Annotated in this window: 19 protein-coding genes; 12 read left to right on the top strand and 7 right to left on the bottom strand. The window is 43.4% G+C overall.

Annotated features, from left to right (window positions below):
* Nucleotides 1–172: 172 nt before the first annotated feature.
* Nucleotides 173–1138 carry a L,D-transpeptidase gene (locus WC805_01180; protein ID MFA5967116.1) on the bottom strand — a complete coding sequence of 322 codons (966 nt, stop codon included), beginning with the start codon at nt 1136–1138 and terminating at the stop codon, nt 173–175.
* Nucleotides 1139–1569: 431 nt separating this feature from the next.
* Between WC805_01180 and WC805_01175 the strand changes: the two genes are divergently transcribed.
* Nucleotides 1570–2037, top strand: a complete 468-nt coding sequence (locus WC805_01175) for a hypothetical protein (GenBank protein ID MFA5967115.1) — start codon at nt 1570–1572, stop codon at nt 2035–2037.
* A 348-nt stretch (nt 2038–2385) separates the two neighbouring features.
* Here WC805_01175 and WC805_01170 read toward each other — a convergent pair whose 3' ends face one another.
* On the bottom strand, nt 2386–3303 hold the full coding sequence (locus tag WC805_01170) for a leucine-rich repeat domain-containing protein (GenBank protein ID MFA5967114.1): 918 nt from the start codon (nt 3301–3303) through the stop codon (nt 2386–2388).
* A 73-nt stretch (nt 3304–3376) separates the two neighbouring features.
* Between WC805_01170 and WC805_01165 the strand changes: the two genes are divergently transcribed.
* The 3 genes from WC805_01165 to WC805_01155 all read left to right on the top strand — a co-directional run bounded on the left by WC805_01165 (nt 3377) and on the right by WC805_01155 (nt 8082).
* Complete coding sequence (locus WC805_01165) at nt 3377–4243, top strand: diadenylate cyclase (GenBank protein MFA5967113.1); 867 nt, start codon at nt 3377–3379, stop codon at nt 4241–4243.
* 2 nt (nt 4244–4245) lie between these two features.
* Nucleotides 4246–5445 (top strand): CdaR family protein, encoded by a 1200-nt coding sequence (locus tag WC805_01160; protein MFA5967112.1) that lies wholly within the window; start codon nt 4246–4248, stop codon nt 5443–5445.
* A gap of 171 nt (nt 5446–5616) precedes the next feature.
* Nucleotides 5617–8082: an exonuclease domain-containing protein gene (locus WC805_01155; protein MFA5967111.1), complete on the top strand. Its 2466-nt coding sequence runs from the start codon at nt 5617–5619 to the stop codon at nt 8080–8082.
* Between the two features lie 89 nt (nt 8083–8171).
* Here WC805_01155 and WC805_01150 read toward each other — a convergent pair whose 3' ends face one another.
* Complete coding sequence (locus WC805_01150; protein ID MFA5967110.1) at nt 8172–8981, bottom strand: helix-turn-helix domain-containing protein; 810 nt, start codon at nt 8979–8981, stop codon at nt 8172–8174.
* A 265-nt stretch (nt 8982–9246) separates the two neighbouring features.
* Here WC805_01150 and WC805_01145 point away from each other — a divergent pair, with 265 nt between their 5' ends.
* Together WC805_01145 and WC805_01140 are read left to right on the top strand one after the other, a co-directional pair.
* The gene (locus tag WC805_01145) at nt 9247–10413 is read left to right on the top strand and encodes an ABC transporter substrate-binding protein (protein MFA5967109.1); all 1167 of its coding nucleotides are present in this window, start codon (nt 9247–9249) and stop codon (nt 10411–10413) included.
* A gap of 139 nt (nt 10414–10552) precedes the next feature.
* Nucleotides 10553–11221: a hypothetical protein gene (locus WC805_01140; protein MFA5967108.1), complete on the top strand. Its 669-nt coding sequence runs from the start codon at nt 10553–10555 to the stop codon at nt 11219–11221.
* Between the two features lie 74 nt (nt 11222–11295).
* On the opposite strand, the gene WC805_01135 is transcribed toward WC805_01140, so the two are convergent.
* Genes WC805_01135 through WC805_01120 form a run of 4 tightly spaced genes read right to left on the bottom strand, consistent with a single transcriptional unit; the run spans nt 11296 to nt 14491 of the window.
* On the bottom strand, nt 11296–12000 hold the full coding sequence (locus WC805_01135; GenBank protein ID MFA5967107.1) for an ABC transporter ATP-binding protein: 705 nt from the start codon (nt 11998–12000) through the stop codon (nt 11296–11298).
* Nucleotides 11997–12734 (bottom strand): ABC transporter ATP-binding protein, encoded by a 738-nt coding sequence (locus tag WC805_01130; GenBank protein ID MFA5967106.1) that lies wholly within the window; start codon nt 12732–12734, stop codon nt 11997–11999. The genes WC805_01135 and WC805_01130 overlap by 4 nt, the downstream gene beginning before the upstream one ends.
* Nucleotides 12735–12736: 2 nt before the next feature.
* Entirely contained in the window at nt 12737–13609 is an 873-nt protein-coding gene (locus tag WC805_01125) for a branched-chain amino acid ABC transporter permease (protein ID MFA5967105.1), read from the bottom strand.
* A 9-nt stretch (nt 13610–13618) separates the two neighbouring features.
* Entirely contained in the window at nt 13619–14491 is an 873-nt protein-coding gene (locus WC805_01120) for a branched-chain amino acid ABC transporter permease (protein MFA5967104.1), read from the bottom strand.
* 88 nt (nt 14492–14579) lie between these two features.
* On the opposite strand from WC805_01120, the gene WC805_01115 reads away from it, so the two are divergent.
* The 6 genes from WC805_01115 to WC805_01090 all read left to right on the top strand — a co-directional run bounded on the left by WC805_01115 (nt 14580) and on the right by WC805_01090 (nt 23833).
* Complete coding sequence (locus WC805_01115; protein MFA5967103.1) at nt 14580–14942, top strand: hypothetical protein; 363 nt, start codon at nt 14580–14582, stop codon at nt 14940–14942.
* A 103-nt stretch (nt 14943–15045) separates the two neighbouring features.
* The gene (gene pheS, locus WC805_01110; protein MFA5967102.1) at nt 15046–16071 is read left to right on the top strand and encodes a phenylalanine--tRNA ligase subunit alpha; all 1026 of its coding nucleotides are present in this window, start codon (nt 15046–15048) and stop codon (nt 16069–16071) included.
* 103 nt (nt 16072–16174) lie between these two features.
* On the top strand, nt 16175–18646 hold the full coding sequence (gene pheT / locus WC805_01105; protein MFA5967101.1) for a phenylalanine--tRNA ligase subunit beta: 2472 nt from the start codon (nt 16175–16177) through the stop codon (nt 18644–18646).
* A gap of 124 nt (nt 18647–18770) precedes the next feature.
* Nucleotides 18771–20942, top strand: coding sequence for a DNA topoisomerase (ATP-hydrolyzing) subunit B (gene gyrB / locus WC805_01100; protein ID MFA5967100.1), 2172 nt, complete (start codon nt 18771–18773; stop codon nt 20940–20942).
* A gap of 96 nt (nt 20943–21038) precedes the next feature.
* On the top strand, nt 21039–22199 hold the full coding sequence (gene alr, locus WC805_01095; protein MFA5967099.1) for an alanine racemase: 1161 nt from the start codon (nt 21039–21041) through the stop codon (nt 22197–22199).
* Nucleotides 22200–22207: 8 nt separating this feature from the next.
* Nucleotides 22208–23833 (top strand): CTP synthase, encoded by a 1626-nt coding sequence (locus WC805_01090; protein ID MFA5967098.1) that lies wholly within the window; start codon nt 22208–22210, stop codon nt 23831–23833.
* Nucleotides 23834–23845 lie beyond the last annotated feature (12 nt).

The raw sequence follows: 23845 nt of genomic DNA, 5'->3' as shown, positions 1-23845 counted from the left end.
GTTGTAGTAACCGTGAGTGCAAGACCCGACCGTGGGTCTATGCCAAAGATATTATGGGACTTCCTATAGGCGGCTTAGTTAAATTATTTTCAATCCAGTCTAAGCCTACTGGCAAGGATTCCTATAAAGAGTAGCATATAACACAAAAAGCGCGAGAATTCTCGCGCTTTGTTTATTGAATGTTCACTAAAGTTTTATTTGGCTCGGCCCAACTAAATACGGCTTGAGCATTTTTTATCGACATCACAACGCAGCCTTGACTCATCGGCGTGCCTAATAAATTATACCCGGTATATAATTTACCGTCAGAATAATACTTATACCCGTCATAGGTTTTGCCTTCTTGGTAATAGGCCGAGTTAACCTGCTGGTAGGGGACGCCATGAAGGCCGTAACCTTCGTAGGTGCCATTAAGATCCCGCAGTTCCATCCAATAAGGCAGTTGTAAGTTGATAGCATCGGACAGCACATCAACCAATTTTTTATTAATGACATACCGGCCGGGGGGAGTTTCGGTGTTGGTTTTACCGCTGGAGATAGTTAATTTGGCAACTGCCAAAGGTCCTGCAAAAAGAGTAGCAGTTTGATCGGCTAAACTCACTTCAATCCTTTTTTCCGGTAGCACTGACCAAGAAGTGGGAGGATGGCCTACCTTTAGATCGACAATAATTAAATCAGATAAAGCTTGTCCCGCTACGACTGGCTGCAAATACAACCGATAGCGGCCGCTACCAGCCAGTGCATCGTCGGGGGCAGTGAGTGGAAGTCGAAAATCAAAGCTTTGACCAAAACCGATTTGTGTCCAAGCAGTTTTATAAGACAGGGTGGTTGCTTCACCCGACCATAACGGCTGCGGTATTACGGGAGCAATAGCAAGATTATCTTGGCTGGGCAGAATAGTTTGCAAATAAAATTCTCCGGTGCGCCAACTAGTAGTGCTCCAATTGGTTATTTTAATATTAATTATAGTTTGTTCGGCTGGCGCTAACTGTAACTGGAAGTAGCGAGGTTGGATATTCAATACTAAATTACTGTCAGTAGCCGGCGCCCAAACTAGTGCCGTAACGGAAGAGCCGGTGTTGCACGCCGCAAAAATAATTAGCCAAATTAATACCCACCAGCGTCGTTCGGCCGTCATCGCAAATCACCTCCTACATTTATTCTATGGGGTTATGCGAATTATTCAAGAGTTCTGTGATTTTGTGTTAAAAGAATTCTATGGTAGTTTACAGGTATCTTGTACCACAAAATTGAGGTGGTTTTATGAAAGACAAAGATTCTTTCACTGGCGCTTTAGACGTTGTCTTGAAAGCGTTTTTAGTCGCCGTCGCCTTATGGGTGATCGGTTCTACCATCTGGCGTTATTTATAGTAGATTGATTTTGCCTCTTTTTTCACCCCGTTTTCACGGGGTTTTTCTGTAAGGGGAGTAAAGAGTTGTTATAAGGAGATAATCAGCTCTGGGAGCGGAAAATCATTGACAAAAGGGCAGGGGAGTAGTATAATAACAATACGTAAATTTGACATAGAGTTTCTTAGAAATCCAGAATCTCGACGAACGGAGGAAGAAATGAAAGCATTAATTCCTTGGAGAGTTATTATGCTAGGGTTACTTGTCATGGGTTTTGCTGGGTGTATATATGTTCCCAGCCGAATCGGTATTGATGTGGTTAACCCATTAGAGCGAGCAATTGAATGCTATACTGCAGCAGAAACAGTGTGTTATCTAGAGAAATCTCTTTACCAGCTGCGAATTCGTGGCTGGAATGAAGAGATTCTCATCACCGAGGAGTTTATTAATCGTCTTCAGAATGGAGCTGACTTGGAGGGGGTACAAGAGGAAGTTTCATCTCTTGTTTATAAAATGAAGAGAGAAGACACTCCCCCTCAGCTCTCAGGGATTGGGCTTTGGGAGAAGTACAATCACGGTGATTGGGTGCGTTTCATTTGGGTCGCATTTCTAGCCGTATTTATCTTCTCTCACCCTACTAATCTGAAAGAGAGAGGTAAAAGGATTCGGATTCGACGAGGATCTTAGAGAGGGTATTTCCTATAAAGGAAGGAGGCCACTATGGCTATTACCCTCGAGCAATTATTATCCTGTGATCGGGACAATCGGCTTCGAGGAGTCAGGAGACTCGCTCAACTTCGAGAAACCAAGCGGCTGACCTGGCTTGCAGAAGTCATGCGGCGCGCTTCGCTTAGAGAAGTTAATCGATTGTATGCTAATCAGGCTTGCAAAAGTATGCGAGCAGTTGACGCACATATAATTGATGCCGATGTATTACAGGATGCACTTTCACGGCCTTCCCAGGAACGGGGAGACTGATCGCAGAGTAATATCAAGCCCCCATAAAATGGGGGCTTTTTTGTATCCAGAAATTACCTACCAACAGCCGATGGGTCCGCCATTAATCTCTACCCGTTTTTGTAAATCAAATTCTTTAGTAGCATCTAAGATCTTTTGACGAAATTCGACATACTCAGGGCAAGAATGAAAAGCAACCCCTCCGGACATATCCAGCCGACGAAGTTCGCGCATATTGCTGAGTGCCGCTGTGAATTGTTTAATATCATCAATTTTAGCACCGCTTAGTACCAGCCAGCGCATTTTCGTGAGCGATGCCAGCGGTGCTACATTGGATATTTTAGTATTAGCCAAACTAAGCATATGCAAATTACTAAGCCCACTTACAGCAGCCAAACTTTCGTCAGTGATGCCAGTGTTGCTTAAATCCAACTGTTGCAATTTAGATAATTTACTCACAAAAGCAATATCAGTTAGTTTAGTAAAATTAGCTAAACTTAATTGAGTCAGGCTAGTTAGTTTGTCAATTCCGGCGAGCCTGCTTTTAATCCGCTCTTCTCCCCAACCTTTATTGGTAGCTGAATCGAGAGATAATACTTCCAAACAATTAAGGCCGTTCAATTCTTTGACGTCCCCTAGGTTGGTAGAAGGGTAATAGAACCAATTCAGCCAATTGGGAGGCGCTAGATTTAGAGTGGTCTTTTTGATGTCATAGCCGAGTAATTCATTATAAAAATCTCCCTTAACTCGAGGGGTTTTCCCTTGATTAGTTAAATCAAGCAGTTTGGTTTGTAAGGCTATCAGCTTGCCAGAAGTAGAGTCTGTTACAACCACTTGGCAAACATTGCCGGAAGTAATGGAATTAGTCTGATAGGTATTATTAGCGGGACTATTTTGCGTGTCCTGATAAGCGCCAAAAACTATCCCGCCAACAATTAAAACACCGCCAGCGGTTAGCCAGAATTTCCGAGAGCGGAGCAATAATCCAAGCTCCATAAGCAATAAAATTATTTCTAAATGATATTGTCTTTATTATAACATTGGCGGCAGTTCACTGAGGTTTGCTATAATGAAGTCACTAGAAATTTGTGGGGTAATTTTTTACATGGGGTTTGATGTTATTGCGCATTATTTAGAGTCCGGTTGGCAAGCCTTAATGGGTGAGGCGGCTTTGAATTGGGTTAGCCTAGCTTCCGTATTGAATTTGGCAGCATTGATCGACATAATCCTGGTAGTGCTACTGCTATGGTGGGTCTGGTCTAAAGTCAAAAATACGCCCGCATCACGGATGCTGTTAAGGGTGTTGGGAATTCTTCCGATTATGTTTTTAGCTAAATTATTTGGGTTGGCAGCGTTGTTTTATATCTCTGCCATCGGTTTTGTGGTTATGGTGATCGCTCTGGGAGTGATTTATCAACAAGATTTTAGAAATATTTTAGATGGAAAAACTAGCTATGCTAGATTAGCCCGCAAAAATTTAACCAGCGGCGAATATAATGCTAAGAAATTTCTCACTGAGCTGACAGATGCAGTTACTTTATTAGCTAAGTCAAAAATCCCCTCTCTGATTATTGTAAAAACCGATTTGCCTTTAGATAAATTAGCCGAGAAAGGTACTTATTTGTGCACCCCATTTAGCAAAGAGTTCGTCTGGGATATATTTTCGCATCGGTCTAAACTCTCGGCCGGAGCCATGCTGGTCGATAACGGCGTAATCGTTGCGGCGGGCTCGACTCTGACGACCAACGCTCCGAAGCGATTCAGTTTTAATTTGAGCAATGCCGCCATCCAGCAGGTGGCAGCTCAGTACGAAGCAATTATTATAATTACTCATAAAGACAAGGAAGATGTGTCAGTTCTGCATAGAAAAAGTTCTTATGCCAAATTGGCACCGAAGAACTTAGATCGCGTACTTAAGACAATTTTGCTCGGCTAATTATGAAATTAACTTCCGTAGCCCAGTTAGGGTTATTCATCTCCGCGGCGATTTTGATATGGTTGGCGGTGTTTAGTTTGAGCTACCACGCGTTTATTTTGGAAGTCCCGATTAAAATTACCAATCTAAAATCTGGCTGGGCAGTAGCCGAAGATTTAACTACTGTTCAGGCCACCATTCGGGCAAAGAATATGGCATATTATCAGCTGAAAACCGCTAAATCATTAGAGGCGATCATCGACTTGGATTTTGTGCAGGGGTTGGGCAATTATAACGTGAAACCGCAGCTCACCTTGGGCGTGTCAGATGTTTGGCTGATTGGCTACACGCCAGAGATCATTACTATAAATATAGTTCCGGCAGTGGCCGTTACGGTACCGGTACTAATTGACCCGCAGGGGTTTCCGGCCAATGGCTATGCTCTGGAAGATACGACCGTGAGTCCAAGCGAGGTAACTATTATCGGACCAGCTGATTTAGTTAATACATTGCAACAAGCCTATGTGGTGGTAGATATTTCTAATAAACAAAATTCTTATTCGGCCAAGGGTAATCCCGAAGTGCGCGATACGGCCGGCCGGAGCCTGTCTAATATTAAATTTAATCCCGCAGAGGTAAATGTCAGTGTTACTATCGTTAAAGGCGAGATGTTTAAAACCGTCGGATTAGTCCCGGCTTTTGCCGGATCTCTCCCGGCTGGTTATTGGATTGCCGAAGTTACATTTGACCCGCCGGCTGTTACTCTGCGCAGCAGCGTGAAAAGGCTGGAAGCTATTAACAGTGTGACAACAACGCGGATTGATTTGACTGGTAAAACTACTGACTTTTCTGACCAGGTCGGGATCGAAGTACCCGCTGGCGTGTCACTAGTGGGAGAAAAATTAGTTAATGTTAATGTAAAGATCGGCAGTTCCCCTTTCAATCGCAAATTGGTGTTAGTGCCACACGGTGTTAATGTCACCCCCGGTTTTAAAGTTGTATCAATGAGCCCGGCCACTGTTAATGTAAATCTGGCTGGCCCGGCAGAAGATTTAAACAAAGCTGATCGCAACACCGTCGTATTAGATTTAGATTTGCGCGAGGCCACCAGTGGAGATAATGTGGTCAAGCTGACAGCAGAAATGTTCCGGGTGCCGGAAAAATTGTCGGTGATCAGTTTTGATCCGCCCACCCTGCAAGTCACCCTCACCAAAACCAATTAGTTTTACCCGTCATTCCCGACCCGATTACCTATTGGTAATCGGAATTATTCGGGAATCCAGGCGAATTAAATGTTTTGTTTGTTTTTCTGTCTGGATCCTCGGGTCAAGCCCTAGGATGACAAAAAAAGAACCAGAGGAAGGCCTTATGGGGTAGTAGTGTATGATAGATTTATGGATTTAATAGTTCTAGACACCGAAACTACCGGGGTAGAGGCGAGGCGGGATAGCATCATTGAGATTGCGGCTGCCCGGGTTTCGGATGGGAAAATTGTGGATAAATTCCAGACTCTCATCAAACCGGCTAACCCATTGAATGTAACCGTATCAGTGCTGACAGGTATTCAACCGGAAGAGTTGGAAACTGCCCCGGATATTTCCGAAGTCAGAGAAAAATTGCTGGAATTTGTGGGCGATTTGCCGATTGTGGGTCACAACATCAGTTTTGATACGGATTTTTTGAAATCGCACGGGATTGATCCGGCAGGGCATGATATGGATACTTTGGATTTAGCCATCACGCTCCTACCCAAAGTGCCATTTCATAGTATGCAGTATTTATCCAAATATTTAGATTTACCAAATCAGCCGAGTCACCGGGCGATGAGCGATGTTCTAGCTACGGTGGATTTAGTGAATGCGTTAGTAGGTTTGGCCCAAAATGTGCCGGTAGATATTCTGAAAAGTATTCGCGAATTGTCCGCCAAATCAGACTGGGAATGGTCCTGGATCTTTGACGAAAACATCTCCTGGCTCTTCTCCACTCCCTCTGTCATTCTGAGCGGAGCCCAGCAGGGCGCAGTCGAAGAATCTCGAGACACTAGAGCCCAGAGATCCCTCGACAAGCTCGGGATGACAATAAATCCCGGCTTCAACGTTTATGAATTATCGCCCGAGATGCCGCAAATGGCTACTAATATTAATTTTGCGGTTAACGATGAAAATGCGGTTTTGGTTGTCAGTAATGATGTTTTTCAAAAAACTGATTGGACTAAATTTGGCCTCAATCCCTATTTTGGATCAGTTTTGCAATTAGACCCCGAGCGGTTTAATTTCCTCATCAATAAATCGAAAATCAAATCTACAGAGTTCAAATTATTAGCCAAAATTTTACTGACAGGTTATCCCAAGAAACCATTCAATCCGGCGGATACTTATCTCACCAAAGACGAGTTTTATTTGTGGGAACAAAAATTAGCGCCCTTACAGTTTAAGGTTGCCGACTTACCGCAGAAAACAGTGATGAATTTTGCAAGTTTTTATGAAATTTTAGACAACAATTCAGACGTTTTGAATAAAAAACATATTTATCTGCCGCAATGGGTGGAGTTTGACGAATGGGCGACTAATAAGTCCGCTAAAATGTTTACTTCGCTGTATGTGAATGCACTGGTAGCGAGCCGGCGCGATTTTGTGCACGATTTTGTGACAGACAACAAAACAGCTGATGAATTATTTAAACTGCTAAATAATCTAGGCAGCGAATTGAATGATTGGTGGAAAAGTGTGGAAGAATTATGGGGAGAGCAAGCCGCGGGGTCGGCCCTGGAAATTAGCGGGCTGCTGGTGGCTGATAAAACCGGCAAGGCCGTAAAAACTAAAGCCGAGATGGTAGTCACAACATTAAATCAATATTTGGAAAAGGTTAAATCTTTTTCTTTTGCCAACCCATCCGCCCAGCAAAGACAGGTTGAACACACGACAAACTTGTTAGAGCATCTAGAGCTGTTCGCTCATCCAGGTCAATCAGTTAAAAATTATCTAAATGGTTACAACGACCGCGTGATTTTAAATATAGTCAAACAACCCGTCCCCAACATCTGGCAGCGATTAGTTCCTCCTATTTCTAAGGGGGGCAATCGCATAATTCCTCCCCTGCCGGAGGGGAGGATAGGAGGGGAGGGAGTAAAGAATTTATCTATTATAATCGCCAGCAACGGGGTATTAGTGAACAGCAAACCCGACTTTATCTCCGATATCATCAGTGAGCCCATTGTGGTGTCATCCCGAGCGCAGTCGAGGGATCTCGGAGATTCCTCCACTCCGGTCGGAATGACAAAAGGCAGGGAAGGATCTAAACCCATCACCTTTGTCTCTGGCCTGCCAGATCGCAATCGTGACGATAATTATCAGTCAGAAATTTTCGAATATATCACCAAGAAAGCTATCAGCCCGCAAGAAAAAATCCTGGTAGTCTTTCCGAATGTGGCAATGATGGCAGAATTCTTTGAGATGTATAAACCAGCCTTGACTAACATCAACCTATTCAGCCAGAACGTGGCAGGAAATGTAGAAATGCTTCACGACAAATTGTCAGCCTTAGATGGCTTTACTTTATTAATCAGCGGCACCAATTTGCCTAAATTCTTACCAGTAGTGGACGGTTTAGACAAAACTGTTTTTCTCACCATGCCGTTTGATATCCCCGGGTCTCTAAGTAGTTTGTTAGCCAAAGATCGGTTCCGCAATGAATTTGCCGATTATGGTTTGCCAAAAGCGATTGTAAAATTCAGGACTAATTTGGCTGAGCTTTATAGTAAAACCAATGCCATCTGGATGTTGGATAGCCGGCTCATCTCCACCGACTGGGGCCAAACTCTTCCTAAATCCCTCTCCGGCTTCCACATCCTCAAAATCTAACCCTCTCATTGTCATTCCCGCGTAGGCGGGAATCCAGGCCTAGACACTTTTATCTCTGTCATCCCGACCGTAGTGGAGGGATCTGGCTTTTATTTTTCCCTCTTCGGGGGGACATACGGATTCGGGCTTAGTTTGCCGATTTGCTGGGCAGTTATCCAAGACATTTCAAAGAAAGATCGTTGGGTTCTGGCGATAGCCTCGCTTTCGATAATCAAAGTCAACTCATCTTTAAAGGAAACAATAGAAACTTTGTTGCCGTAGATATTAACTTCATCCACAAATGGAAAGGTTTTTTCATCTACTAAAATAGTATTACGCAATTGGGCTTTATCATCGGCCTGAAATTTTTTGGCAGCAACAGGAGAATCATTAATAATCGCTCGCTGGTAAATACCTTTGGCAACCCGACGACTAATATAATCTAGAATGTATTCTTGGTATGACAAAGAGTCTAATTGGTAAGCGCTACCATAGGCTAATGTTTCGGTGTTGCGGGGGAGTTCCAACGTTTCTTCAAAAGCAGTTTTAATGCCTTCAAACCCTTCGTAAAAACGAATTTTGGGTTTTTTGTCATGAGCATTAAACAGGGAAGAGAGCTCCGGAATTATTGTTAAAAAATTCTTTCTTTTTTCAGCTAATTTTCTTTCTTCTTCCGCAAGTAGGCCATCGATTTTTTTCGGGTTTTCGGCGTGGTACGATCTCTTATTACCTTTTTCGGTCAGAGTAATTAGTTTCTTGTGGATTAATCCTTCCACCACATCGTACATCGTAGTGCGCTTGATCCCGGTTTTGTGGGATAACTTTAAGACCGTTGCCGATCCGATCTCTAGTAAGGCGAGATAAGCCTTGATCTCCATATTGCTGAGTCCGAGGGTAGACAGCTGGTCTTTGTAGCTCATAATGGTTGGTTGTATTTATGTGTCGCTAAGTTACGACATTATTTACATTATACACCCTAATGCCCATCCCTGTCAACTATAAATATCCTATAGAAAAACTAACAAGGAGCATAATCCGGTAGTAAATTATGACGCTAATCATTGACACAAATCAGGTTTGGGAGTACCCTAAGCTTACGGTGATGGCAAATAAGTAGCTCTGGGAGCGCAATTATCATCATCAGCCCAATATTTTATTAAATATCTATTAGTAGCGAGGAAACATATGGGTTCACTAAGTAAGAATTATTGGTTCTGGTTAGGCGGGTTAGTGTTGGTTGTCGTGATAGCTTTATCAATGAGCTTTAGTTTTGCTCGGGATGATTCTAAAGCCCAAGACAAGACGTTGATTAAAATCGGATTTGTGGCTCCTCAAACTGGTAATGCCGCCAGCTACGGTGAATATACGACTAAGGCTTTTAAATTGGGAATTGATGATTTTAATGCCACCCACAAGATAAATTTTGACGTAGTCTACGAAGATGGCAAATGTGATGGCGCCAGTGCCACCACGGCTATTAATAAATTGATCAATGTTGACAAAGTCCAATATGTGATTGGCGGGCTGTGCAGTGGAGAAACTTTGGCGATGGCTCCGGTAGCGGAAACCAACAAAGTGATTTTATTTTCACCAGGCTCCGGGAGTCCCGATATCACTAATGCGGGTGATTATATTTTTAGAAACCTAGCTTCCGATGATTATACTGCTAAAGAAATTGCTAAGGTTGCTATTAGTAAAGGAGATAAAGATATTGGCACAATTTCGGAAAATATTGATTATCCCCAAGCTCTAAAGAAAGCATTTAGCAGTTACTTTATTTCTCAAGGCGGGGAAATACAACTAGATGAGACATTTGCTTCTGGGACAACTGACTTCAGAACAATATTGGCTAAGTTTAAAAGTCAAAATATAAACACAATCTATCTTGTCATCCAATCATATAAAACCTCAGCGCTGATTTTAAAGCAGATGAAAGAACTCGGGTTTGAACCAAAAATATATACCAGTGAAGCCATTATTAACCCAGAAGCGTTAAATTATTACGATGACGCTTACAAGAATTTATTAGAAGGGGCCATCTTTACTCAGCCGAAATTTGATGAAGCCAATTCAAAAACCGCGACAGTTTTAGCTGAGTTCAAGGCCAGATACAACACTATCGAAGGTCCTATGCCAACTGTTTATATTGCTACCTATTATGATTCGGTATATTTACTAGGAGAAGCGATTGAGAAGGGTGGTGATGCTCCTGATAAAGTAAAGAATTATTTCAACAATAAAATTAAAAATTGGCCGGGGGCGGTGGGTAATTTCAACTTCGATAAAAATGGAGATGCAGTCACCGATGTCGAAGCCAAAACGCTCAAGAATGGCCAAATAGTTTCCCTTTAATAAGCTTTAAATACTAGATTTAACCTCTTCGCAATTATTTCTCCATCAAAGAGAAGGGATTACGAAGGTTAAAATAAATTCTTTGACAATAAAAAATTGCCTCCCTGCAGCGCAGGTCGAAGGCTTTTGGAGGAGAAAAATGGTAGATTGGGACAAAGTGTTAAATCAGGGATGTGAGCGACGACTAATCGGGAATCCCGTATTCCCAGTGTGGGTAAATAGTAGTGCATTTAACTCGACTCCACGGTTTGACAGTATAGTTAAGCCTGGAATGGTGTGCAAAGAAGCCAGCCCGGACATTATGGCGGAACTAATGAGCTCCATATTGCCGGCCAATGATGTTCCTGCGCCGCCAGAAATAAACTATGGCGATAGGGCTGCGATGGTTCCAGTGGTATTGATGAATTTTTCTAGCCCACTGAGCTATATTTCAACTAACGATGTGTTGGAATTTATGCGATCTCTTGGATTACTGCCAGCAGATATCCGTATAACGGATATTCTGTTACGAGATTACCCGTTATTGTCTGACGGGAGACAGGAATATGAAAGTTATCATAACATTTCTGTTGCATCTAAAGAGGTAGTATCGCTTGGTTGTACTATGCAAGTACAAGTGAGTGATGATGGCACTATATGTAGTTGCTATCCAGCGATTAAGTTTGATGTATCGCTGGGATATTTCCGTGCATCCCGAACAAAACACCTGGAGCTTAAACCAGTTAGTTGCCATAATGAGGTCTCCAAGAGCTGGTGGATAGAAAACTGTTTATTTACTGCCGTTCCTAAGGAGTTCTATGAGAGATGATTAGATTATTTGTACTTAGCTTTCTCGTTTTATCTCTGCCGTTTAACCACGGCAGTTTTTAGATTTTGCGAAAGTTAATTTCCGCCTAGATAGATATTCTTGATTTTAGGATGGGAGAGAATTTCTTTGCCGCCAGTGAGGGCGATTTTACCCTCCTCTAAAATATAAATTTTGTCGGCGATAGCGATGGCTTGTTTAGCATTTTGCTCGACAACAATAATAGTAATCCCTTCCTGGTTGATCTCGGTTAGTTTGGCGAAGACTTCCTGAACCATCTTAGGAGATAAACCCAAAGAGGGTTCATCCAGCAACAGTAATTTGGGGCCTTGCATAAGAGCTCTCGCAATAGATAGCATCTGTTGTTGACCGCCTGAGAGGGTGTAGGCGTAATCGTGCTGTTTTTCTTTCAGAAAACTAAAGCGCTTGAATATGGCATCGATCCGTTGTTCAACTAATTTACGGTCGGAAAAAATAAAGGCGCCGATTTCCAGATTTTCCCGGACAGACAAATTACCAAAGACTTGGCGACCCTGCGGAACGTAACTAATCCCCAGTCGGATTAACTGATGGGTTGGGGTACGAGTAATTTCTTGGTTCAGGAATTTAATTTGGCCAGAATAAATATCACAGAGGTTGAAAATACTTTTAAGGATAGTGGATTTACCTGAACCATTAGGGCCGATAATAGCCGTAATTTCTTTAGTACTGGCGTTAAAGTCTATCCCTTTTAGGACTTCCATGCGGTTATAGCCGGATTTTAGATTAGAAATGGTAATCATTCGCCTAAGTAAGCTGATAATACTTTCGGGTCATTGCGGATTTCTTCCGGCGTGCCATCGGCCAAAACTTTGCCTTCGTCCATCACAATGACACGGTCAGAGATTTTAAGAGTAAAGTTCATATCGTGTTCGATTAAAAGAATCGTATCTCCTTGGGCGGCGAGGCGGGTTAAAACTTCTGTGATCTGACTTCTTAGTTTGGGGTTTACTCCTGCCACTGGCTCGTCCAGCATCAATAAAACATGGGGATTAAGTAAAACCCTAGCCAGCTCTACTAATCTTTTTTGGCCAAAACTTAAATCGGAAGCAAACTGATCTTTTTTTTCTTTGATGCCGACATCATCCAGCACCGCTTCTGCCTGTTGGATCTTTTTGTTATCGGTTGTCGCGGGACTAAGAAAATTTTTCCAGAATTTAGTATCCTCGTTATCGACAGCTAATAATACGTTTTCTAATACAGTTAAATTGTTAAATAGTCTGGGTTGTTGAAAAAGACGAGACATTCCTAGGTTAGAAATCTGTTCCGGTGACAAGCCAGCAATTGGTTGACCGTTAAATTCGATCTTACCCGAATCAATCTTGTCTAATCCGGAAATCAGATTAAAAATAGTGGATTTTCCGGCTCCGTTGGGCCCGATAAGAGCAGTAATTTTTCCGGGTTTAATCTCAAAACTGCAGTCATTCACTGCTTTTACTCCACCAAAGTATTTTTTAACGTGAGTTAGTTTTAACATGTTTACTCTAGTTTCACTTTTCCGTAAAAGCCTTTAGGTCTATAAATTAAAATAACTAAGAGGGCTAAGGCATAAATCACTTGTCGGATGGGGCCGATAATTGTTGACGGAAATCCAATAAAGCGCAATGGTTCCGGCAGTAGTGTGAGAACTACGGCAGCTAAAATAGTGCCTTCCAGAGAAGCCGCCCCGCCAATAATTACCATCGACAGAATCGGGATCAGCTGCATAATTGTAAAAGATGAAGGGTCAATAAAGGTGATGTAGCTGGCGTATAATGCTCCGGCAATTCCTGCAAAAAAAGCAGCTGTACCTAGAGAAATCAATTTAATTTTAAATGTGGGTTTCCCCAAGATTTTAACAGCAGTTTCATCGTCTCTAATAGCTTCCAGAACCTTGCCAAAGCGAGAGGTGGTAATTTTTTTGAGCGTGAAATAGGTGATTAATATCAGCACAACAGTTAATAGCAAAAAAGAAACATTGGAAGAAAATTGCAGACCGAATATCTCTGGTCGCGGGATGCCTGGAATTCCCAGGGGCCCCCTGGTTAATTCTGACCAGTTAATAGCTAGTGCGTAAACTACAAAGGAAAATCCGAGTGTGGTTAAGGCTAAATAATCACCCTTGAGCCGGTGGGTAGGGAGCCCCAGTAGAAACCCAGAAGCCATAGCCAGCAACCCAGCAACCAATAGTGATGCCAGAAACGGCCAGCCATGCAAAAGCAACAATGCCGAAGTATAGCCGCCGATAGCGTAGAAAGCGATATGGCCCAAATTCAACATGCCGGTGAAGCCGATAGATAATTGGAGAGACAACGCCAAGATAATATAAATACCGGCCAGAATAAGCAGATGAATAAAATAAGCACTAATCATAAGAAAGGATTATTTGTTATCATTTTTGGAACCCAGGATGCCTTTAGGCATGAAGATTAAAAACAAAAATAGAATCACAAAAGCGATCGCATCTTTATATCCGGAAGGGAGAAACCAGATGCCGAAGTTTTCGGCGAGTCCTAAAAGTAATGAACCCAAAATCGCTCCTGGAACCGAACCAATACCTCCGATAATGGCACCGGTGAACCCTTTAATAATTAAACTAGTACCCATAGTCGGTTCGATATTTTGTTCTAAGCTGACTAAAATCCCAGCTATGCCTGCGACAGCCGAACCAATAATAAATGACCAGGAATAAATGGCTCTTGAGGAAATTCCCACAATTTCTGCCAGATCTCGATTGTTTGATACCGCTCGTAGAGCTTTGCCTAAATGAGTGTTTTTCATAAACCAGAATAAAAATATCAGCAGAACCAGCGCTACCGCAATAATTACTATTTGCAGAGGGGTAATGATGGCGGCACCGATATTTAATCCTTGAGATACCTTTAAGAAATCAATGGTTTTAACATCCGCGCCGAAAAACAGTAATAACAACGATTCCAGAAGGATTAAGATGGCGACACTGGCGATCAGCAGAATGACATTACTAGCTTTTCTTTTTCTGAGCGCTTCGTAGACAGTGGCGTTCATCAGCCATCCGAATAATCCAGTCAGGAGCACAGTTAAAATTGCAGCCAGCCAAAAATTGAAACCAAGTTGGTGAAACAATAAATAAAGAATATAAGCGGCTACAGCGACGGTGGTACCGTGGGCAAAATGAACAAATCGGCAAGTAGAATAGATTAAAGAGAACCCGCTTGCGACTAAGGCATAAATTGCGCCGGCAATTAAGCCATAAACCAGAATTTGTATGAACATAATCTATTCCAGAATTTATTTGTTCTTATTCACAATTTATCACAAACTGAGGCGGTTTTATTGGTGATAAGATGTATTTATGGGAGGGGTGCCATTAGGAAAAAATTTGTGGGGGATCTGGGCAGCGTCGATTATTGCGACAATTGCCTTTTGGATTATTATTTGGAAATTTGACCCTTACAATTCGCATTGGGGAGTATTTGCGCTTCTGTTTGCCAGTTTTTTGATATTTTGGGCGGGAGTCCTGACTTCGTTAATTTATTTTTGGTATTTAAAACGAGGCTTGCTCGATTTCTCGGTACTGTTCTCATCCTCCTTAAAATTAGGTATTATCGGTAGTGTAGCGCTAACGGTGTTTTTCTTTCTCCAGACCATCCATGTCTTGGCATGGTGGAATGGATTAATCATCGCCGTCATCGCCTTCATTTTAGCTCTATATTTTAAGGATTAGTCGACAATGATTTCATTACATTGTCATCCTGGCTTCGTCCAGGATCATATATAAGATTCTGGAGTCGTCCCAGGGACTCCCCAGAATGACGAACAATTAGCGAATGGAACAAAAAATTAAACAATTATTAGAGGAAGCCAGAGTTGCAATTGCCACTGCGGGAGTTGCAGATTTACAGTTGGTAGAAGCAAGGCTGTTGGGACGAAAGTCGCCCCTATCAGAAATCATGGCTGGACTGGGCAATTTGTCACCGGAAGAGCGCAAGCAAGTTGGGATTTTGATCAATCAGGTTAAGGCGGAAATAACCCAACTTTTAGAAATTAAGAAACAAGAAGTTTTTACTATCAAACAGAAGTCAGCCACGGAGCGCGATACGACCATTCCGGGAATCAAGCCGGAAGTGGGGCACCTAAGCCCGCTCACATATATAAATAGGGAATTGGTGGATATTTTCAAGGAATTGGGCTTTGAAGTAGCTGAAGGGCCGGAAGCGGAAACTGAACAATACAATTTCGATATGTTGAATATCCCAGCTAGCCATCCAGCCCGAGACGAGTGGGATACTTTTTGGTTGCGCCACGAACCGGATGGAAAAAATAATACTCTACTACGGACGCATACTTCGCCGGTCCAAATTAGATATATGTTAAGCCACAAGCCGCCGATCAGAATTATTGCCCCAGGGCGGACTTTTCGGTTTGAGGCGGAAGATGCTACCCATGCGGCGGTGTTCTCCCAAATCGAAGGATTGATGATTGATAAAAATATCAGCGTGGCGCATTTGAAATCAGTTCTCCTACATTTTGTGCGCAGAATATTGGGAGATGATCACGATATAAGGTTGCGTCCTAGCTTTTTCCCTTTTACGGAACCCAGTTTTGAGGTAGATATTTCTTGCGGGTTATGTAAAGGTGTTGGGTGCAAAGGGTGCTCCAATAAAGGTTGGTTAGAATTGATGGGCGCCGGCATGGTGCATCCGCAAGTGTTGCGCAATGTGGGAATAGATCCAAATGAATATAGTGGATTTGCTTTTGGTGGAGGGATTGAACGTTTGGCGATGTTGAAATATGGCATTGATGATATTCGGTGGTTATTGAGTGGGGATATGAAATTTATCAAACAGTTTTAAACCCTGTCATTCCGGACTTGATCCGGAATCCAGGCCTGGATCCTGAATCCGAACTTGGCCTTTGGCCAGTCGGTCCAGGATGACATGAAAAACGAAGTAGAAGATGAAGTTCTCGTATAATTGGTTGAAGGAATTGGTTGAATTCAAAGAAAGCCCAATGGCGCTCGCGGATTTAATCAACACGCATATTACCGAAGTGGAAACGCTATCGGGGGAATCCAGCGGATATATGGGGGTAATTGTAGCCGAGATTTTACAGATCGACGCCCATCCCAATGCGACCAAATTGCATTTAGTCACACTGGACATTGGCTTAGGTAAAAGAGTCACAGTGGTCTGCGGAGCCGGCAATATTGAAGTCGGCCAAAAAGTGCCATTAGCTCTCGTCGGAGCAAAGCTCCCGGTCGGAGAAATTAAAGCAACTGTAATTCGCGGAGTAGAATCAACTGGCATGATTTGTAGCGGCGAAGAGTTAGGGATTGAAAAGAAATCCGAGGGGATTTTAGTTTTAGACAAGAAAGCTTCTGTTGGCCGGCCGGTACAAGAATATTTGAAAATTTCGGAAGATTCAATTTTAGATTTAAAAATTTTATCTAATCGGCCGGATTATTTATCGTATGTGGGATTGGCGCGAGAAATTTCGGCGGTGTTAAGCCAAGGTAACTCCGATGCTGCGATCGGAGTCCCTGCGGGAAATTTGGATTATCCGGAAGATAGCGCTATTAAAACATCAGACAAAGTTGTAGTGGAAGTGCCAGATCAAAAGATTTGCGCCAAGTATCTAGCGCACTATGTTGCCAATGTAGAAGTGAAAGAATCGCCTGATTGGCTACAGCAAAAATTAATTAGCAGCGGCATCCGGCCGATCAGTAACATCGTGGATATTTCTAATTATGTGATGTTGGAATTAGGTCAACCGGTGCATGCGTTTGCGGCTGATAAATTGGCTGGCAATAAGATTGTAGTTAGACGGGCGAAACTAGGTGAAAAGATTTTGGCGTTGGATGGAAAAACCTACGAATTAAATCCGGAAGTGGCAGTAATTGCCGACGAGGATGTCCCTATTGCGTTGGCAGGAATTATGGGCTCGGAACCGAGTGGGGTCACTGATATCACCCACGACATTGTCGTAGAAGTCGCCACATTTAATCCGGTAACTATCCGGCGGGGTAGCAAGAGTCTGGGGCTTCCCACTGATGCTTCTATTAGGTTTGAGAGGGGATTGCAACCGTATTTGGCTGACTTGGCAATGAAACGGGTACTAAATCTAATCCACCAAATTATTCCGGAATCTAGAATAGCCACTGGTAATGCAGAAGTATCCCAGCCGGTCAAATCCAATCAGTCGGTTGAATTTACTGCGGAAGAAATTTCTGATTTTGTGGGAGCTAAAATTACCGGTAGCGATATTACAAAGATTTTACAGCGATTGAGTTTTGAGGTTAAAACTAACGGAAAAAATATAGCCGCGACTCCGCCGCCGTGGCGCGCAGACATTAAAGAAAAGGCCGATATCGCCGAAGAAGTGGTGCGAATTTGGGGAATAGATAAAGTTGAGCCCACGATGCCTAATGTGGCGATGTCAGCGCCGGCGGTTAATCAAAAAATTGTTGAGTTTAATGAATTAAAAGATACACTGGCCAAATGTGGTTTTTCTGAAACTCCGAGCCACTGTTTTATCGGCGAGGATTGGGCCAAGAAACTGGGCATTCAATTGGATGATGAATTGAAAATCAACAATCCATTGAATAGTCAATGGACGCATTTATCATCCAATATTTGGCCAAGTTTATTAGGATTTGCAGGGAAGGCTGGTAATGAACCAATTAAGATTTTTGAGATCGCCAATGTGTTTTTGCCGCCGGCCCCTCGTGGTAAGTCCAGTGCCTCTATTCGTCATGCTGAATTTAGTTCAGCATCTCCAGTAGAGATCCTGAAACTAGTTCAGGATGACGGGAAGGGGATTGTCTTGGATGACAGTGGGTTGCCGGTAGAAATTCCGTTACTTTCTATGTTGATTTCTGGAAAAAATAAAGAGGCCTATCGGACATTGCGGGGAATAGTTGAATTGGTAGTTGCCGGTACGCCGAAATTAAAATTCGTGGCTATTCCAGGAAGCCCGGAGGATAATTTTATCAATGTTTTGCGCATTATGTCAGATCGGGAAATCATCGGCACGATCGAAGAAGTCAGCCCGCGCTTAGCTGTCTCAATTGATGTACCAGAAGGCACAGTTTGGGGAGAAATTAATTTGCAAGAATTAATGGTATTACAAAAGGGAGGCATAAAATATCGCGAGATCAGCAAATTCCCTTCTTCGCAATTTGATATTTCCGTGGAATTACCTAATACAGTTTCAACCGGCATGATGGTTGATGAAATTTGGCTGGCTTCTGCACTCATTCAATCAATAGATGTTTTTGATGTCTATCAATTACCCACAGGTGGTAGGAGTATCGGTTTGCGAATCACTGTCCAAGCTATGGATCGCACTCTTAATGACGCGGAAATTAAAACTTTGGAAAGCAAAATCATCAATTTAATCACCACCCAATATCGCGGCCACCTACGATAGAGAAATTTTATCTCCCAGAGCTGATAATTTGGTTAGTCTTAGGTGTTGCGCAGGGGAGGGGAATCAGATAAAATAATAAGGCAGGCAGAGAGAGGCAAAGACCTCGTGCTCTCGCTTAGAAATTATGCCAAACAAGAAAAAACCAATTAAAAAATCTGTTGCTGAACCGACTAAAAAATTAGTAAAAAAGTTGGTAGTTAAATCCCCTAAACCGACCAAGCCGGCGGTGATTAAGGATGCTAAGCAACCAGATGTCAAAACGAGTAAAGCCACCCAGAGTTATGGGGCCAAAGACATTCAAGTGCTGGAAGGCTTGAAACCGGTGCGCAAGCGTCCCGGGATGTATATCGGCTCCACTGGAGTGACCGGTTTGCATCATTTGATTTGGGAAATTGTAAACAACTCGATTGATGAAGCCATGGCTGGTTATGGCAAAACTGTTAAGGTGAGTATCAATAAGGATTACTCTATTACCGTAGAAGATGATGGCCGCGGCATTCCGGTCGATATTCATCCGGTGACTAAAAAATCCGCTTTGGAAACAATTATGACTACCCTGCACGCCGGCGGTAAATTTGGCGGCGGCGGATACAAGGTTTCTGGTGGTTTGCACGGAGTCGGGGCTTCGGTCGTGAATGCCCTCTCCGAATATATGAAAGTTGAAGTCGGCCGGGACGGCTACTTATGGATGCAAGAATATCATCGGGGCGAAGCGGTGGCGCCAGTCAAGAAAGCCGGAGCCACTAGTTGGGTCGGTACCCGGACTACTTGGAAAGCTGACCCGACAATTTTTGAGACTACCACCGATTATAATTGGGACACCATTATTGATTATTTAAGCCAGCAGGCTTATTTAACCAAGGGCGTTATTATTGAAGTTAATAGTGCCCTGCACGATAAGAAAGAAAAATTCCATTTTGAGGGCGGGATCCGGCAATATGTGGAGCATTTGAACGAAAAGAATACTAAACTGAATGAACCGCCGTTTTATGTCGATAAGCAAGTTGGCGATAACCGCGTTGAGATCGCTCTACAATATAATAATGATTTTTCCGAAGCCTTATACGCTTTTGCTAACAATATTTATAATGCTGAAGGCGGCACGCATGTAGTGGGTTTTCGGGCTGCTTTAACACGGGCGGTGAATGCTTACGCGAAAAAACATAATTTTATTAAGGAAGGGGGTGAAACTTTAACCGGCGACGATGTCAAAGAAGGTTTGACGATCGTTATTAGCGTGAAACTCCCTGATCCGCAATTTGAAGGCCAGACCAAAGCCAAATTAGGCAATACTGATATTCGGACAGCAGTGGAATCGGTGTTTGGAGATTACTTTATGAGTTATTTGGAAGAACACCCTGCCGATGCCAGACGGATTATTACAAAAATTATGTTGGCGGCTAAGGCTCGCTTGGCAGCTCGAGCAGCACGAGATACGGTTATTCGCAAAGGCGCCTTAGAAGGTATGACCTTGCCAGGGAAATTAGCTGATTGTTCCGAAAAAGATCCCGATAAAAGTGAAATTTACATTGTCGAGGGCGATAGCGCCGGAGGCTCAGCCAAACAAGGGCGTGACCGGAGTTTTCAGGCCATTCTCCCCTTGCGGGGGAAGATTTTGAATGTCGAACGAGCTCGATTGGACCGGATGTTAACTTCGGAAGAAATCAAGGCTCTCATTATCGCTTTAGGTACCGGCATCAGTGAACAATTTAATATCGACAAGATCCGTTACAAGCGAGTGATTATTATGACAGATGCCGACGTCGACGGCGCCCATATTAGAACTTTGCTGTTAACTTTCTTTTACCGGTATATGCGCGACATTATCGACCGAGGTTATTTATATATTGCTCAACCTCCGCTCTATGCTATCAAAAAAGGTAAAGACGTGTGGTATGCCTACAGCGATCCGGAAAAAGAAACTATTTTAGATAAACTCAGAAAACAGGAAGCAGAAAAACCTACTAAAAAAAGCAAACTTAAATCGGAAGAAGCAGAAGAAGAAACTGAAGAAACTCCGGCTGAAACGATTGAAGGAGAAGGAGAAGAAATTGTGGCAGTGGCTGGAGGCAAAAAACTGGCCGAAATTCAGCGCTATAAAGGTTTGGGAGAAATGAATCCGTCGCAACTTTGGTCGACGACCATGGATCCAGCTAATCGGACTATTCTTCAGGTTAATATCGAAGATGCTATTAAAGCCGAAGAAGTATTTACAACTCTGATGGGCGATGAAGTTCCTCCGCGTAAATTATTTATTCAGACTCACGCTCAATCCGTAAAGAATCTAGACATCTAGGGCCAGCATCTAGGGATTAGCTTATAGGATGGGTTGTTGTCACTAGATGCTAAATGCTATACGCTGAATGCTGAAGGTTCACTTAGGAGGTGAAAATTGAAGGCTCCCCTAGCATGGCTTAATTTAGACTTGCGGGCGATTGATCATAATATTAGGCAGATTCGACAGCTTCAGCGGCCGGGGACTAAGCTGATAGCAGTAGTGAAAGCGAATGCCTATGGTCATGGCATATTCGACGTGGGTTTGCAGGCCTTTAGAAGCGGTGCAGATGCCCTGGGGGTGGTGAGTGCCTCTGAGGCTCTGGCTTTGCGTAAGAAGGGCATTATCAAGCCGGTAGTGGTATTGGGACCCACTGCCAAAGAGGAAATGTCAGAGCTGATTCGCCAAAAAGTCGCTTTCACAGTCTTTAGCGAAAGATCATTCACGGACGCCAGTCGAGTGGCTACTATTTTACAAAAACGGGCTAGCGTCCATGTAAAAATAGAGACCGGGATTAATCGGCTGGGTTTTACAGTAGAGGACACTCCGACTATCATTAAAAAAATTAAACAGCATCGTTGGTTAGAATTAGAAGGTATTTTTACTCATCTCGCTAGCGTAGAAGAATTAAATAATAGTTATACTAAAAATCAATTATTCCAATTCGATAAAGTGCTCGCCCGCATCGGGAAAAGCGATATCGGTATTGATTGGACTAAAATTCCCTATGTCTCAGCCGCCGCGTCAGCGGCAGCCATGTTGGTACCGGAATCGCGCTACAATACTGTCCGCTTAGGAGTCGCTATGTACGGACTCTGGCCGTCTCGGGGGGTAGAAGCCTGGGCCAAACGATCTCTCAAAACTAAAAAAGTAAAATTAAAACCGGCGCTCAAATATAAAACTCGACTCGTGGCGATTAAAAAAATCCCTGCCGGCAGTTTTGTCGGGTATGGCTGTAGTTTCCAGGCACCTAAACCGATGGTACTGGGGGTGGTTCCGGTGGGTTATGCCGAAGGCATTGACCGGAGCTTAGGCAATATGGGGTTTATGCTACTTAACGGCGCGGTAGTCCCGGTGGTCGGGCGCGTCTGTATGAATATGACCATTTTAGATATTACAAAAAGGCCAAAAGCCAAAGAAGGGGACGAAGTAGTGATTATCGGCACCAGTAAGAATAAAAAAATCACTGCTACTGATATTGCCGATTGGGCGCACACGATTAACTACGAAATCGTTACGCGAATCCCCGAACATTTGCCGCGATTATTCACTAAATAACAATTAGGGTGGTTGAACAAGAACGCAAATACATTTTCATCACCGGCGGAGTCCTCTCCGGTTTAGGCAAAGGCATCACAGCGGCTTCCATCGGCAATATTTTGAAAGCCCGTGGTTACAAAGTATTTATGCAAAAACTGGATCAGTATATCAACTTTGATGCCGGGACATTAAACCCGGGTGAGCATGGTGAAGTCTTTGTGACTGATGACGGGGCCGAAACCGATCTGGATCTGGGGCATTATGAAAGATTCACGGATGAAAATTATTCGCAAGCCAGCTCGGTGATGACAGGGAGAATTTACAGTGAAGTGATTGCCAAAGAAAGACACGGGGATTACTTAGGTAAAACCGTGCAAGTGATCCCCCATCTTACCGATCATATTAAATACATCATTCGGAACGCCGGAGAGGCTTCGGGTGCCGATATTGTTATCACGGAGGTAGGGGGGACAGTAGGAGATTTTGAGGGGATGCATTTTTTGGAAGCTATTAGGCAAATGGAACATGATTGCGGTGATGACAATGTGATGTATATCCATGTCGTGTTTTTGCCTTGGCTCGGCGTGACTCGCGAAATCAAAACGCGACCGGCGCAATTTAGCGTCAGAGAGCTGCAGGGGTTTGGTATTCAACCAGATGCGATTATGTGCCGCTCGGACTACTCAATCAATGAAGCAGCTATTCGTAAAATTGCCCTCGCTGCCGATCTCCCCGCCAGTGCGGTAGTGCCGATGGAAACGGCGCGGACGGTCTATAATGTACCGATTATTTTAGAAAATTATGGTTTTGGCCAGTTTGTGGCTAATAAGTTAAAGCTTTCTCTGGGTGCGGTTGATCTGACCAAATGGCGCGAGTTAGTCAGTCAGATTTTAATCGACAAACGCAAAGTGACCATCGGCTTAATCGCTAAATATACCACCATGGAAGATGCGTACTTAAGCGTTTTTGAGGCCTTAAAAGCGGCAGGTTGGCACCATAATGCGGATGTAATAATTAAACGCATTGAAGCGGAAAGTTTAGAAGCAACCGGAGCCAATATCGCAGAGCTTTTGAGCGGTTGCGATGGGCTAGTTGTCCCAGGGGGATTTGGTGCCCGGGGGATTGAAGGCAAAATCAAAGCTGCTCAATTCGCTCGCGAAAATCATATTCCCTATTTAGGACTGTGCTTGGGCTTACAAATTGCGGTGATTGAATTTGCCCGGAATGTTTTGGGTTGGGCAGGAGCCAATAGTACTGAATTTGATGAAAATAGTCTTTATCCAGTCATTCATATTATGGCCTATCAAAAACAAATTACCGATAAGGGCGGCACGATGCGATTAGGCGCCTATCCCTGTGCGTTAACAGAGGGGACCAAGACCTATTTGGCTTATGGGGAAAAACAAATTTTCGAACGGCACCGGCACCGATATGAATTCAATAATAAATATCGGAATGATTTTAAGCAGGCCGGGATGATTTTATCGGGCGTGTCGCCAGATGGAGAATTGGTCGAAATGATGGAACTCCGAGACCACCCTTGGTTTGTGGGGACGCAAGCCCATCCGGAATTTAAATCGCGGCCTAATCGGCCGCATCCCTTGTTCCGCGAATTTATCGCGGCAGTCATTCGCAATGCTTCGTTATTGTGAAAAACTGATTTT

It is taken from the genome of Patescibacteria group bacterium (assembly GCA_041659905.1).
In the GTDB taxonomy this organism is placed as follows: Bacteria; Patescibacteriota; Kazan-3B-28; order Kazan-3B-28; family UBA10110; genus UBA10110.
The sequence above is the reverse complement of the archived record's forward strand: the minus strand, read 5'-3'. Positions and strand labels throughout refer to the sequence as shown.

Excerpts from the sequence above, each read along its gene's own strand:
- WC805_01140 (MFA5967108.1), top strand. The coding sequence starts at position 10,553 with ATGGTAGATTGGGACAAAGTGTTAAATCAGGGATGTGAGCGACGACTA.
- WC805_01130 (MFA5967106.1), bottom strand. The coding sequence starts at position 12,734 with ATGTTAAAACTAACTCACGTTAAAAAATACTTTGGTGGAGTAAAAGCA.
- WC805_01175 (MFA5967115.1), top strand. The coding sequence starts at position 1,570 with ATGAAAGCATTAATTCCTTGGAGAGTTATTATGCTAGGGTTACTTGTC.
- WC805_01150 (MFA5967110.1), bottom strand. The coding sequence starts at position 8,981 with ATGAGCTACAAAGACCAGCTGTCTACCCTCGGACTCAGCAATATGGAG.
- WC805_01145 (MFA5967109.1), top strand. The coding sequence starts at position 9,247 with ATGGGTTCACTAAGTAAGAATTATTGGTTCTGGTTAGGCGGGTTAGTG.
- WC805_01155 (MFA5967111.1), top strand. The coding sequence starts at position 5,617 with ATGGATTTAATAGTTCTAGACACCGAAACTACCGGGGTAGAGGCGAGG.
- WC805_01180 (MFA5967116.1), bottom strand. The coding sequence starts at position 1,138 with ATGACGGCCGAACGACGCTGGTGGGTATTAATTTGGCTAATTATTTTT.
- WC805_01135 (MFA5967107.1), bottom strand. The coding sequence starts at position 12,000 with ATGATTACCATTTCTAATCTAAAATCCGGCTATAACCGCATGGAAGTC.
- gyrB (MFA5967100.1), top strand. The coding sequence starts at position 18,771 with ATGCCAAACAAGAAAAAACCAATTAAAAAATCTGTTGCTGAACCGACT.
- WC805_01125 (MFA5967105.1), bottom strand. The coding sequence starts at position 13,609 with ATGATTAGTGCTTATTTTATTCATCTGCTTATTCTGGCCGGTATTTAT.
- pheS (MFA5967102.1), top strand. The coding sequence starts at position 15,046 with ATGGAACAAAAAATTAAACAATTATTAGAGGAAGCCAGAGTTGCAATT.
- WC805_01170 (MFA5967114.1), bottom strand. The coding sequence starts at position 3,303 with ATGGAGCTTGGATTATTGCTCCGCTCTCGGAAATTCTGGCTAACCGCT.
- WC805_01165 (MFA5967113.1), top strand. The coding sequence starts at position 3,377 with ATGAAGTCACTAGAAATTTGTGGGGTAATTTTTTACATGGGGTTTGAT.
- pheT (MFA5967101.1), top strand. The coding sequence starts at position 16,175 with ATGAAGTTCTCGTATAATTGGTTGAAGGAATTGGTTGAATTCAAAGAA.
- WC805_01120 (MFA5967104.1), bottom strand. The coding sequence starts at position 14,491 with ATGTTCATACAAATTCTGGTTTATGGCTTAATTGCCGGCGCAATTTAT.
- WC805_01160 (MFA5967112.1), top strand. The coding sequence starts at position 4,246 with ATGAAATTAACTTCCGTAGCCCAGTTAGGGTTATTCATCTCCGCGGCG.